The organism is Actinomadura coerulea, assembly GCF_014208105.1.
Lineage (GTDB): Bacteria > Actinomycetota > Actinomycetes > Streptosporangiales > Streptosporangiaceae > Spirillospora > Spirillospora coerulea.
This window is the reverse complement of sequence record NZ_JACHMQ010000001.1, coordinates 4892059-4904285: the sequence shown is the minus strand read 5'-3', so window position 1 is coordinate 4904285 and position 12227 is coordinate 4892059. Positions and strand designations below refer to the sequence as shown.

At 74.7% G+C, this 12227-nt stretch carries 11 protein-coding genes; 7 read left to right on the top strand and 4 right to left on the bottom strand.

Annotated elements, in window-relative coordinates; translation table 11 throughout:
* The first annotated feature begins 12 nt into the window (after positions 1 to 12).
* Complete coding sequence (locus BKA00_RS22485) at positions 13 to 285, top strand: HPr family phosphocarrier protein (RefSeq protein WP_185028001.1); 273 nt, start codon at positions 13 to 15, stop codon at positions 283 to 285.
* A gap of 13 nt (positions 286 to 298) precedes the next feature.
* Positions 299 to 1969: a phosphoenolpyruvate--protein phosphotransferase gene (gene ptsP, locus BKA00_RS22480; protein ID WP_221494069.1), complete on the top strand. Its 1671-nt coding sequence runs from the start codon at positions 299 to 301 to the stop codon at positions 1967 to 1969.
* Between the two features lie 7 nt (positions 1970 to 1976).
* Here the strand turns inward: ptsP and BKA00_RS22475 are convergent, their stop codons facing one another.
* From BKA00_RS22475 to BKA00_RS22465, 3 genes are all read right to left on the bottom strand, one after another.
* Positions 1977 to 2471, bottom strand: coding sequence for a hypothetical protein (locus BKA00_RS22475; protein ID WP_185027978.1), 495 nt, complete (start codon positions 2469 to 2471; stop codon positions 1977 to 1979).
* Positions 2472 to 2560: 89 nt separating this feature from the next.
* The gene (locus BKA00_RS22470; protein ID WP_185027976.1) at positions 2561 to 4201 is read right to left on the bottom strand and encodes a glycoside hydrolase family 3 N-terminal domain-containing protein; all 1641 of its coding nucleotides are present in this window, start codon (positions 4199 to 4201) and stop codon (positions 2561 to 2563) included.
* A gap of 393 nt (positions 4202 to 4594) precedes the next feature.
* Entirely contained in the window at positions 4595 to 5779 is a 1185-nt protein-coding gene (locus tag BKA00_RS22465; protein ID WP_185034625.1) for a BadF/BadG/BcrA/BcrD ATPase family protein, read from the bottom strand.
* An 88-nt stretch (positions 5780 to 5867) separates the two neighbouring features.
* On the opposite strand from BKA00_RS22465, the gene BKA00_RS22460 reads away from it, so the two are divergent.
* Positions 5868 to 6848: a MurR/RpiR family transcriptional regulator gene (locus BKA00_RS22460; protein WP_230298671.1), complete on the top strand. Its 981-nt coding sequence runs from the start codon at positions 5868 to 5870 to the stop codon at positions 6846 to 6848.
* Entirely contained in the window at positions 6845 to 7741 is an 897-nt protein-coding gene (gene murQ / locus BKA00_RS22455) for an N-acetylmuramic acid 6-phosphate etherase (RefSeq protein WP_185027974.1), read from the top strand. The genes BKA00_RS22460 and murQ overlap by 4 nt, the downstream gene beginning before the upstream one ends.
* Positions 7742 to 8027: 286 nt before the next feature.
* Here murQ and BKA00_RS22450 read toward each other — a convergent pair whose 3' ends face one another.
* Complete coding sequence (locus tag BKA00_RS22450; RefSeq protein WP_185027972.1) at positions 8028 to 9263, bottom strand: acyl-CoA dehydrogenase family protein; 1236 nt, start codon at positions 9261 to 9263, stop codon at positions 8028 to 8030.
* Between the two features lie 61 nt (positions 9264 to 9324).
* Here BKA00_RS22450 and BKA00_RS22445 point away from each other — a divergent pair, with 61 nt between their 5' ends.
* The 3 genes from BKA00_RS22445 (at position 9325) to pruA (ending at position 12188) form a co-directional block, all read left to right on the top strand.
* The gene (locus tag BKA00_RS22445; RefSeq protein WP_230298670.1) at positions 9325 to 9960 is read left to right on the top strand and encodes an HAD-IA family hydrolase; all 636 of its coding nucleotides are present in this window, start codon (positions 9325 to 9327) and stop codon (positions 9958 to 9960) included.
* A 25-nt stretch (positions 9961 to 9985) separates the two neighbouring features.
* A complete protein-coding gene (locus BKA00_RS22440) occupies positions 9986 to 10495 on the top strand; it encodes a DUF6912 family protein (RefSeq protein ID WP_185034621.1) in 510 nt (169 codons plus the stop codon).
* 64 nt (positions 10496 to 10559) lie between these two features.
* Positions 10560 to 12188 (top strand): L-glutamate gamma-semialdehyde dehydrogenase, encoded by a 1629-nt coding sequence (gene pruA / locus BKA00_RS22435; RefSeq protein ID WP_185027967.1) that lies wholly within the window; start codon positions 10560 to 10562, stop codon positions 12186 to 12188.
* The last annotated feature ends 39 nt before the right edge of the window (positions 12189 to 12227 follow it).

Genomic DNA, 12227 nt, shown 5'->3' with positions numbered 1-12227 from the left:
GGGAGTAATGCGGTGACCGAGCGCAACGTCAAGATCGAGTCCAGGGTGGGGCTGCACGCGCGGCCGGCCGCGCTGTTCGTCCAGACCGCGGCCAAGGCCCCGATGGACGTGACGGTGTCCAAGCGCGGCGGCGCCCCGGTGAACGCCAAGAGCATCCTCGCCGTGCTCGGGCTGGACGCGCGGCACGGCGAGGAGATCGTGCTGTCCGCCGACGGCGAGGGGGCCGACGAGCTGCTCGACAGCCTGGAGAAGCTGCTGTCCACCCCGGAGCCCGAGGGGGCGTGAGGTGGGCGAGGTGATGCGGGGCGCGGGCGTCAGCCCCGGCGTCGGGACCGGGCCGGTGCGCACCGTCGCGGGGGCCGTGCCGGAGCCGCCCGCCGGATCCGGGCACGGCGGCGACGCCGGCGCCGAGCGCGACTCCGCCCTGGCCGCGCTGGAGGCCGTCGCCGCCGACCTGGAGGAGCGCGGTGAGCGCGCCGCCGCGGCCGGCAACGCCGACGGGCGCGACGTGCTGAACGCGCAGGCGATGATGGCCCGCGACCCCGGCCTCGCCGACGGCGTCCGCGCCAGGACCGGCGAGGGGGTGCCGGCGGCCCGCGCCGTGTTCGAGGCGTTCGGCGTCTACCGGGAGCTGCTCGCCGGGGCCGGCGAGTACATGGCCGCGCGGGTCACCGACCTCGACGACATCCGCGACCGGGCGATCGCGCGTCTGCTCGGGCTGCCGATGCCGGGCGTCCCCGAGTCCGACGAGCCGTTCGTGCTGGTCGCCCGCGACCTCGCCCCGGCCGACACGGCCGTCCTCGACCCGGGGCGGGTCGTGGCGTTCGTGACGGAGGAGGGCGGCCCCACCAGCCACACCGCGATCCTGGCGCGGACGATGGGCGTCCCCGCCGTGGTCGCGCTCCCCGGCGCCACCTCGCTGGCCGAGGGGACCCGCGTCCTGGTCGACGGCGCGGCGGGGACCGTGCTCCCCGACCCGTCCGAGGCGGAGGTGGCCACGGCGCGGGCGGCCGCGGCCGCCCGCGTGTCCGCGCTGGAGGAGTCCACCGGGCCGGGCGCGACCAGGGACGGGCACCCGGTCCCGCTGCTGGCCAACGTCGGCGGCCCGAAGGACGTGGAGGCGGCGCTGGCGAACGGCGCCGAGGGCGTCGGCCTGTACCGGACGGAGTTCCTGTTCCTCGACCGCGCGGCGCCGCCGTCCGACGATGAGCAGGAGGAGGCGTACCGGAGGGTGCTGGAGGCTTTCCCGGAGGGCCGCGTGGTCGTCCGGACGCTCGACGCCGGCGCCGACAAGCCGCTGGCGTTCCTGCCCGCCCCCGGCGAGGAGCCGAACCCGGCGCTCGGCGAGCGGGGCCTGCGGATGATGCGGCGCCACCCGGACGTGCTGGCCTCCCAGCTCGCCGCGCTGACCCGCGCCGCCGCGGGTCTCAACGTCAAGCTGCAGGTCATGGCGCCGATGGTGACGGACGCGGGGGAGGCCGCCTACTTCGCGGCCGCGTGCCGGGAGGCGGGGGTCGAGCATCCCGGCGTCATGATCGAGGTGCCGGCCGCCGCGCTGCGCGCCCGCGACCTGGCGCCGGAGGTCGAGTTCTTCAGCATCGGCACCAACGACCTCACCCAGTACGCGTGCGCGGCGGACCGGCAGGTCGGCGGCCTCGCGCGTCTCCAGGACCCGTGGCAGCCCGCCGTCCTCGACCTGGTCGCCCCCGCGGCCGGCGCGGGCGTCCCGTGCGGCGTGTGCGGGGAGGCGGCCGGCGACCCGGCGCTGGCGTGCGTGCTGGTGGGCCTCGGCGTGACGTCGCTGTCGATGAGCGCGCCGTCCCTCCCGCTGGTGCGGGCGGCGCTCGCGCGGCACACGCTGGAGGAGTGCCGGGCGGCGGCCGCGGCGGCCCGCGCCGCGCGCACCGCCGAGCAGGCCAGGGAGGGGGCCCGCGCCCACCTGCCCGGACTGGCGGACCTCGGGGTCTGACCCGCGGTCAGCCCGCGACGAGCCAGCGGTCGCCGTGCGCGCGCAGGACGAAGCTCGCGGCGAGCAGGCCGCCGGGACGGGCGGGCGCGCCCTTCCACCGCAGGTGCTCGAACCGCACGGTGCACTCCCCGGCGCCCGGCCCCTCCTCGCAGGTCGGGACGGTCACGCCGCGCAGCGCCGCGAGGTCCCGCGGGCGCAGCTTCGCGCGGGCCCGGCCGAGCCCCGGACGGCACCGGCCGGGCCCGCCGAACACGCGCCGCTCGTAGGCGGGCGCCAGGTACGCGCACGCCCTGGCGTTGCCCACCGAGATCCCGCGCAGGTACTTGTAGAGCGCCAGCCGCGCCGGGAGGGTCTGCCGCGGGGGCGCGGCGGTGGCGGCCTCGGCGGGCCGGGAGTCGCCGGGCTCGGGGGTGAGCGGAGGCATCGTGACCTCGCCGCCGCCCCCGCAGGCCGCCAGGAGCGGCAGCAGCGCCAGGGCGGCGAGGGACGGGCGGACGCGCACGGGGACCTCCTGGAAGCGCGAAGGCGGCCCGATCTTCCCAGCAGAGCGACCCTCGCGTCCATCGCTTCCCCGGTGCGGGGCGGCGGTCCCTACCGGTAGGCCAGCCCGTGCCCGGCGGGCTTCCCGCCGGCCGGCACCGGCAGTCTGCCAGTGGGCTTCACCGCACCGCTCAGCACCCTGGCCAGCGCCTCCACCGAGACCCGGCTGGAGGAGTAGGTGGCGAGCGCCGCCTTCGCTCCGCCCGCCGAGTCGAGGTCGTAGGGGCGGCCCAGCGCGGCGACGACCACCGGCTTCGGACCGAGCGCCCGGATCCGGGACGCGGTCGCCGCTCCCGCGTTCAGGGTGGTCAGCACCGTGACGTCCGCCGAGCCGGGCGCCGCGACCGCGACGCCCTGGCGGCGCAGGGCCGCCTGGAGCCGGCCGCTGTCCGGCCCGGAGACGGCGACCTTCCGGCCCTTGAGCGGCAGCAGGCCGCCGTCGTTGCGGACGAGGGTGACCGCGTGCTCGGCGACGCTCCGCGCGACGGCCTTGTTCGCGGGCGTGCCGACCGCCGCGGCGGCCTTGGCGGGATCGGCGGCGGTCGCCTGGAACAGGCCGCGCCGCTGCTTGAGCCTGAGGATCCGCGTCACCGACTCGTCGAGCCGCCGCTGCGAGATCTTCCCGGTCCGGACGGCCTTCACCACGGCGTCGTAGGCGCGCGGCAGGTCCGGCGGCATCAGCAGCTGGTCGGCGCCCGCGTTGATCGCCCGGACCGGGACGCCGGCGTCGCCGTACTTCTCGCGGACCCCGGCCATCTCCAGCGAGTCGGTGGTGATGACGCCCTGGTAGCCCAGCCTGCCGCGCAGCAGCCCCGTCAGGACCGTTCTGGAGAGCGTGGACGGGTCGCCCGACCCGTCGAGCTTCGGGACGACGATGTGCGCGGTCATGATCATGTCGACGTTCGCCGCGATCGCCGCCCTGAACGGGGGCGCGTCCAGCCGCTCCCACGTCCGCGGCGAGTGCCGGATCACCGGCAGGCCGGTGTGGCTGTCGGTCGCGGTGTCGCCGTGGCCGGGGAAGTGCTTGGCCGCCGCGGCGACCCCCGCCTCCTGGAAGCCGCCGATCGCGCCCCGCACCAGCGTGGACGCCAGGGCCGGGTCGGACCCGAAGGAACGCAGCCCGATCACCGGGTTGCCCGGGTTGACGTTCACGTCGGCGTCCGGCGCGTAGTCGAGGTTGATGCCGACCGCGCGCAGCTCGGCGCCGGTGACCCGGGCGGCGGCGCGGGCGTCGGCCTGGCTGCGGGTCGCGCCGAGCGCCATGTTGCCGGGGAACGTCGTGACGAACGGCGTCCGCGACACGATGCCCTGCTCCTCGTCCACGCCGAGCAGCAGCGGGATCTTCGAGGCCTTCTGCAGCGCGTTCGACTGCGCGGCGGTCCGCGCCGGGGTGCCGATGTTGCCGGGGAAGTAGATGAGCCCGCCCACCCGGTACTTCCTGATCTTCGTGAGCGCGTCGGCGCGGCTGGAGAAGGTCGGGACGAACAGCTGCCCCACCTTGTCGGCCACGCTCATCTTCGCGACCCGGCCGGGGATCCAGGCGTCCGGCGCGGGCGTGCGCGGCGCGCCGGGCGCGGTGGAGCGGGCGGACGGCGTCCGCCCGCCCTTCCCGCCCTCGCCGCCGCCGCAGCCGGCGGCCCCGCCTGCCAGCAGGACCGCCGCCGCGAGCGCGAGGGAACGTGAGGCACGCACCTGACCAGCCCCCCGGAACGGTCTCGGTCACACGGTCGCATCGGACGCCGCGACCGTAGCCGCCCCCGGGGGCCGCTGTCGACTCGATCTCTTCCGGTTCAGCGCCCGGGGACGGGCGGGACGGTCGCCCTGGGCAGGGGCATCCCGCGCGGACGACGCTGCGCATCAACGCAGCCGATCTGTAGAGCCACGCCTGTGGCCGGTGGTCCCGCGGGGCACGGCCCCATCGGGGCCGCTTCCGCGGCACTGCCGCCACCGTGGTCACAGCTCAATCACGATGGACCCCTGGATCGCAGGCGATTGCGGATCTTTGGCGGGGTCCATCGCGATGGACCGGCGGCCGGGCCTGACATCGGCCGGGCCGGGCGGGCCTTCGCCGCGGGCGGGCGGCGCTCAGCCCGGCAAGGGGTGGCCGAGACGGCGCAGCGCCATCCCGGCCGCGCCGACGGCCCCGTCGCCGGCGCTGCGCGGCGCCTCGGCGAAGCGGGCGCGCAGTCCGGAGCGGACGGCCTCGGCGACGGGGCCTTCACGGAGCACCGAGCCGTGCATGACGACCGGTGCGCAGGGGTCGGACAGGGCGGGGCGCACCGCGTCGACGTCGGCCAGCAGCCACTGCGCGGCCTCGTCGGTGATGCGCCTGGCCACGGGATCGCCCGCGGCCGCGGCGGCGGCGACCACCGGGCCGAGGCGGCCCAGGGCCGCGGGCGGGCGGCCGTACACCTCCTTGATGATCGCCTGGGCGAGGCGGGGATTGGGCGGGGTGCCGGGAGACTCGGGATGGCACGGCGGCCCGTGCGGGCCCGGCGGCCCGCTGCCGCAGGCGGGATGCCGGGCGGACGGCGGGTAGGCGGATCCGGGAGCGAGCACGGCGGTGGCGCGCCCGCCGGGGGAGCCCCCGCCGGCCGACAGCGCGGCGGGCTGCGGCAGCACGGGAGCGCCCGGGGGCGGCGAAGGGGCGCCGGCCATGGCCAGCGCCCAGGGGTGGCGGTGTCTTCGCCGTTCCGAGTCGATCTGCGCGACGACGGTGGGACCGAGCAGCGCCCGGGGGACCGAGTCGGTGAGCAGCGTCGGGGAGCCGCGGCCGTCGTAGGCGGCGAGCGCGGCCCGGACGGCCTCCTTCCCGAGCCACACCGCCGAACCCTCGTCCCCGACGAGCCAGCCGTAGCCGTCCGCGCGCTGCACGATCGCGCCGTCGTTGATGACCGCCGCGCCGGCGCCCGTGCCGGAGAACACCACGATGCCCTTGGGCTCGCTGGTCCCCGCGGCGAACGCCACCGCGATGTCGGTCACCACCGCGGGCGAGCCGCGCAGCCCGACGGCCTGCCAGGCCTGCCGGGCCGCCGCGACCGCGGCGGGCCGGCCGGCCGAGCCGGCGCCGGCGATGCCGAACACGCCGGTGAGGATGTGGGTGCGGTCTAGGTCCCCGAGCGCCTCCCGCAGGGCGGTGGTCAGCGCCCCGGCGGTGTCGCCTCCAGAGTTGGGGTTGGCCCCTGGGCCGGTGCCGGAACCGGCCAGGGCTCCCCCGAGCGTCAGCACGACGCAGCGGGTCTTCGTGCCACCCGCGTCGATACCGACCACGTAAGGACCGGCCAAATGGGTCAACACATGGCGACCGTAGCCTTTCCTAACGTTGACGTGACATCCAGCGCGTAAGAAAATTTCCTCCATGAGGAAACCCATCGGCCCCGACCGGGGCCCCGAGCGGGGGAACACGGGGGAGCCCGCGGCGCCACGGGACGACGCGGCGGGCAGGGACAGGGACGCCACGCCGCTGAGCACGGTGGTGCGGGTCCGTTCGCTGCTGCCCTCGCTGCCCCCCGCCGAGCGAAGAGTCGCTCAACGCGTCATCGACGACCCCGAAGGGGTCGCCAACTCGACCATCACCGAGCTCGCCCAGAACTGCGGCACCTCCGAGACCACGGTCATCAGGTTCTGCCGGGCGATCGGGTTCCATGGTTACCCAGAGCTGCGGCTGACCCTCGCCACCGAGGCGGGACGGGCCCAGAGCGCCACCGGCGGCCGGGTCATCGGCAGCGACATCAGCCCCGACGACTCCCTAGAGCAGATCGTGGAGAAGGTCACCTTCGCCGACGCGCGGGCCGTCGAGGAGACCGCGTCCCAGCTCGACATCAAGATGCTGGAGCAGGTCGTGGACGCGGTCGTCAACGCGAACCGGGTCGACGTCTACGGCGTCGGCGCGAGCGCGTTCGTCGCGGCCGACTTCCAGCAGAAGCTGCACCGCATCGGCCGGGTCTGCTCCGCCTGGGCGGACGCCCACATCATGCTGACCAGCGCCGCCGTCCTGAGCCCCGGCGACGTGGCGATCGGCATCTCGCACACCGGGGCGACCGTGGAGACCATCGACGCGCTGGAGGTCGCCAAGACCCGGGGCGCCAGGACCGTGGGGCTCACCAACTTCCCGAAGTCCCCCATCGCGGAGGTCGCGGACATGATCCTGACGACCGCCGCCCGGGAGACGACGTTCCGCTCGGGCGCCACCGCAAGCCGGCTGGCGCAGCTCACGGTGGTGGACTGCCTCTTCGTCGGAGTAGCGCAGCGCACCTACGGGTCTACCCGCAAGGCCCTCGAAGCCACGTACGAGGCGGTCCGCGGACGGACCGTGCGACCCGACCGGAGGCGTCGGTGATCGATTGCGAGCTCCCCACGGAGGGACGGAACCCCCGCACCCTCGACGTCGACACGCTGCCGACCATGGAGGTGCTACGCCTGATCAACTCTGAGGACGCGACCGTGCCGACGGTCGTCGGCTCCGTGCTGCCCGAGGTCGCCCGGCTGGTCGACCTCGCCGTGGAGTCCCTGCGGGCGGGCGGCCGCGTGCACTACTTCGGCGCCGGCACGTCCGGCCGGCTCGCGGTCCTCGACGCCGCCGAGCTTCCCCCCACCTTCGGCATCTGGGGCCGGGTCGTGGCCCACAACGCCGGCGGCCCCGGCGCGCTGTCGCAGGCCGTCTCCGGCGTGGAGGACGACGTCGAGCTCGGCCGCCGGGACGCCCGCGACGTCGGGCCGGGCGACGTCGCGGTCGGCATCGCGGCGAGCGGGCGCACCCCCTACGTGGTGGGGGCGCTGCGCGCCGCCGCCGCGGTCGGGGCGCGCACGGCCCTGATCAGCTGCAATCCGCACACGCCGTACGGGGACGAGGTGGAGGTGCACATCGGGCTCGCCACCGGGCCCGAGGTCATCAGCGGTTCCACCCGGATGAAGGCGGGCACCGCGACCAAGCTGGTGCTCAACTCCTTCTCCACCACCCTGATGATCAGGATGGGGCGCACCTACTCCAACCTGATGGTCAGCGTGAACGCGCTGAACTCCAAGCTGCGCGCCCGGCTGGTGCGCATCCTCACCGAGGCGACCGGGATGGACGCCCGCACCTGCGAGAACGCGCTGTCCGAGGCGGGCGGCAACACCCGCGTCGCCCTGGTCTCGCTCCTCGGCGAGGTCCCCGCGGCGCGGGCCACGATGGTCCTGGAGGAAACCGACGGCGGCGTCAGAGAAGCCCTGCAACGCCTCAGATCCGCCTAGCACCGCAAGCGAACCGCTGCCCTCATCTCAGCCCGCGATCCCGACAACACCAGCCACCGCCGCAACCAGCGACGACCCCAACACTCGCGATCGCGTCCGAAGGCAGTTTCGAGCGAAGCAGGAAACTGATCGCGCAGCGAGCCGCCAAGGCGAGACGGAGCGATGCCAGCGATCGCCGCAGTGCCCGACGATGGAGGGCCCGCCGGGCCCGAAGGAGGAGGGCACTGCAATAGGCACAGCAGGGCCGCCAGGCCCGAAGGAGGAGAGAAATGCAATAAAAACGGCGTCAGTTCTCGTAGCGGCGGAGTTCCTGGCGGGCCACGGTGCGGACGTGGACCTCGTCGGGGCCGTCGAAGATGCGCATCGCGCGGACCCAGGAGTACATCGCCGCCAGCGGGGTGTCGTCGGAGACCCCGGCGGCGCCGTGCACCTGGATCGCGCGGTCGAGCACCTCGTGGGCGATGCGCGGCACGACCACCTTGATGGCGGCGATCTCCGTCCGCGCGCCCCTGGCGCCGTGCCGGTCGATCAGCCAGGCGGTCTTGAGGGTGAGCAGGCGCGCCTGCTCGATCGCCATCCGCGACTCGGCGATCTGCTCCCGGACCACGCCCTGCTTGGCCAGCGGGCCGCCGAACGCCTCGCGCGACAGCGCGCGCCGGCACATCAGCTCCAGCGCCCGCTCCGCCATGCCGAGCGCTCGCATGCAGTGGTGGATGCGGCCGGGCCCGAGCCTCGCCTGGGCGATCATGAAGCCGTCGCCCTCTTCCGCGACCAGGTTCGAGGCGGGCACCCGGACGTCCTCGAAGAGGATCTCCGAATGGCCGTGCTGGTCCTGGTAGCCGAACACGGGCAGGTGCCGGACGACCGTCACGCCCGGGGCGTCGCGCGGCACGAGCACCTGCGACTGCTGCCGGTGCGGCGGCCCGGCGGGGTCCGTGGTGCCATCTCCGACCCCCTGGCGGGGGCCCGCCCCCGTCCGCCCCATCACGATGAAGAGCTTGCAGCGCTCGTCGGCGGCGCCGGTGATGAACCACTTGCGGCCGTTGACCACGTACTCGTCGCCGTCCCGGACGATCGAGGTGGTGATGTTGGTGGCGTCGGAGGAGGCGACCTCCGGCTCGGTCATCGCGAACGCGCTGCGGATCTCACCGTCCAGCAGGGGCCGGAGCCAGCGCTCCTTCTGCTCGTCCGTGCCGAACATGTGCAGGACTTCCATGTTCCCGGTGTCGGGCGCCGCGCAGTTGACCGCCTCGGGGGCGAGGTCGGGCGAGCGCCCGGTCAGCTCGGCGAGCGTCGCGTACTCCAGGTTGGACAGCCCGGACACGTCCGGCAGGAACAGGTTCCACAGGCCCCGCTCGCGCGCCTCGGCCTTCAGCTCCTCGACGACCGGGGGCAGCGCGTGCGGGTCGTTCTCCGCCCGCCAGGCGGCGTAGACGGGCTCGGCCGGGTAGACCCGCGCCTCCATGAACTCCTGGAGCCGGTCCCGGTAGTCGCGTGCCTTCGGGCTGAGTTCGAAGTCCATGGCCCGCATTCTGGCAGAACGGGATTCGGTTGTTGTGCCGGGGATCGCCTACCATCGGCGCGTGAGCGTCAAAGCTGTGATCACCGACTGGGGCGGCGTCCTCACCTCCCCCCTCGCCGAGGCCGTCGAGGTCTGGCTCAACGCCGACCGCATCGACGTCGAACGCTACAAGACCGTCATGCGCGCGTGGGTGAGGCAGGCCTACGACGGCGCCGGGACGAACCCCATCCACGGCCTGGAGGACGGGACCCTCCCCACCGCGGAGTTCGAGCGGCTCCTCGCGGCCGAGCTGCTCACCGTCGACGGCGCGCCCGTGGAGGCCGCCGGGCTCATCGCCCGGATGTTCGGCGCGTTCGCGCCGGTCGAGCCGATGTACGAGGCGCTGCGCGCGGTCCGCGCCGCGGGCGCCCGCACCGCCCTGCTGTCGAACTCGTGGGGCAACGAGTACCCCCGCGACCTGTTCGCCGAGCTCTTCGACGCGGTCGTCATCTCCTGCGAGGTCGGGATGCGCAAGCCCGACGAGCGGATCTTCCGGCACGCCCTGGACCTGCTCGGCCTGGCCGCCGCCGAGTGCGTCTTCATCGACGACATCGAGCACAACGTCCGCGCCGCGCAGGCCCTCGGGATCCGCGGCATCCTGCACACCGCCCCCGACACCACGATCGCCGAACTGCGCGGAATGGACCTGCTGCCCTGACCATCTGGCAGACTTGCTGACCGTCATGCGCGTCTACCTGCCGTCCACGCTCACGCTGCTCGCCGGCGTCCACGCCGCGCGCGAGATCGGTCCCGCGCCGCTCGCCGCCCACGCGGTCACGCCCGCGCTGCGCGAGTGGTACGCGGGCGGCGACGAGGAGGAGCTGGAGTACGCGGCGATGTCCGCCGCCGCCCGCGCCTCCCTGCGCCTGCTCGCCGCCGACCCGTCCGTCCCGCGCCGCCGGGTCGTGCTGGCCGCCGAGGTCCCCGACGGCCAGGTCGCCTGGCCGCGCGGCGACGCGGCCCTCGGCAACGGCGACCGCGCCCTCGTCGAACTCGCCGTCCCGGTCCCCTGGAAGCTGATCGCCTCCGGCCATGTCGACGACCCCGGCGCGGTCCCCGACATCGCGGCCGCCGCGCAGGCCCTCGCGGCCGCCGACGCCGGAGACGAGGACGCCCGCTTCACCGTCGACGGCGCCGAGGGCCACGAGCTGCTCTGGTACGCCACCCAGGAACTCGGCGACCTCCTCGACTAGCGGCCCGGGCGCGGGGTAGGTCCCTCGGCACGTCGACAATGCCGCCGGATCGCAGGGGGACGTCATGGACGCCGTCACCACCGTGCCGGTTCCGATGAACGAACCGGTCAGGACGTACGCGCCGGGAAGCGCCGAGCGGGCCGCGCTGGAAGCCAGGATCAAGGAGCTGGGCGGCGCGCAGACCGAGCTGACCATGGCGGTCGGGGGCGAGCGGCGCATGGGCGCGGGCACGCCCGTCGACGTCGTGGAGCCGCACGACCACGGGCACGTGCTCGGCCGGATGGGCGAGGCGACCGAGGCGGACGTGGCCGAGGCGATCGCCGCGGCGCGGGAGGCGGCGCCCGCCTGGCGGGCCATGTCCTTCGACGACCGCGCCGCGATCTTCCTGCGCGCCGCCGAGCTGCTCGCCGGGCCGTGGCGGCCCACGGTGAACGCCGCCACGATCCTCGGCCAGTCCAAGTCGGTGCAGCAGGCCGAGATCGACGCCGCCTGCGAGCTGATCGACTTCTGGCGGTTCAACGTCCGGTACGCCCAGCAGATCCACGAGCAGCAGCCGCTGTCGCCGCCCGGCGTGTGGAACCGGCTGGAGTACCGGCCGCTGGAGGGCTTCGTCCTCGCCATCACCCCGTTCAACTTCACCGCGATCGCCGGGAACCTGCCGACCTCGCCCGCGCTGATGGGCAACGTCGTGGTGTGGAAGCCGTCCCCGACGCAGCAGCTCGCCGCCCACCACACGATGCGGCTGCTGGAGGCCGCCGGGCTCCCGCCCGGCGTGATCAACATGGTCACCGGGAACGGCCGCGCCGTCTCCGCGGTGGCGCTGCGCCATCCCGAGCTCGCCGGGCTGCACTTCACCGGCTCGGCCGCGACGTTCCAGCAGCTCTGGCGGACGATCGGCGAGAACATCTCCGGCTACCGGGGCTACCCGCGCATCGTCGGCGAGACCGGCGGGAAGGACTTCGTCGTCGCGCACCCGTCCGCCGACCCGGCCGTGCTGAAGACGGCGCTCGTCCGCGGCGCCTTCGAGTACCAGGGCCAGAAGTGCTCCGCCGCGTCCCGCGCCTACATCCCGCGCTCCCTCTGGAACGGCATGCGCGACGACTTCCGCGCCGAGGTCGACGCCCTCACCATGGGCGACGTCGCCGACGACCTGTCGGCCTTCATGGGCGCCGTGATCGACGACCGGGCCTTCGCCAAGCACCGCCGCGCCATCGAGCGCGCCCGCCGGATCGACACCATGAGGATCCTCGCCGGCGGCGAGTTCGACGACTCGCGCGGCTACTTCGTCCGGCCCACGGTCCTGGAGTCGTCCGACCCGACCGACGAGATCTTCACCACCGAGTACTTCGGCCCGATCCTCGGCGTCCACGTCTACGACGACACCGACTACGACCGGGTCCTCACCCAGATGGAGGGCGTCTCCGAATACGCCCTGACCGGTGCCGTCATCGCCGACGACCGCGCCGCCGCCGCCGAGGCCACCGAGCGGCTCCGCTTCGCCGCCGGCAACTTCTACATCAACGACAAGCCGACCGGCTCGATCGTCGGCCAGCAGCCGTTCGGCGGTGCCCGCGCGTCCGGCACCAACGACAAGGCGGGCTCCGTCTTCAACCTCACCCGCTGGACGAGCGCCCGCTCCATCAAGGAGACCTTCGTCCCGCCCACCGACCACCGCTACCCGCACATGGGCTAGGACCCCGGGTACCCCTTCCCGGACGGTCGAACGGGCGGC

Excerpts from the sequence above, each read along its gene's own strand:
- BKA00_RS22440 (WP_185034621.1), top strand. The coding sequence starts at position 9,986 with ATGCGCGTCTACCTGCCGTCCACGCTCACGCTGCTCGCCGGCGTCCAC.
- pruA (WP_185027967.1), top strand. The coding sequence starts at position 10,560 with ATGGACGCCGTCACCACCGTGCCGGTTCCGATGAACGAACCGGTCAGG.
- ptsP (WP_221494069.1), top strand. The coding sequence starts at position 299 with ATGCGGGGCGCGGGCGTCAGCCCCGGCGTCGGGACCGGGCCGGTGCGC.
- BKA00_RS22450 (WP_185027972.1), bottom strand. The coding sequence starts at position 9,263 with ATGGACTTCGAACTCAGCCCGAAGGCACGCGACTACCGGGACCGGCTC.
- BKA00_RS22460 (WP_230298671.1), top strand. The coding sequence starts at position 5,868 with ATGAGGAAACCCATCGGCCCCGACCGGGGCCCCGAGCGGGGGAACACG.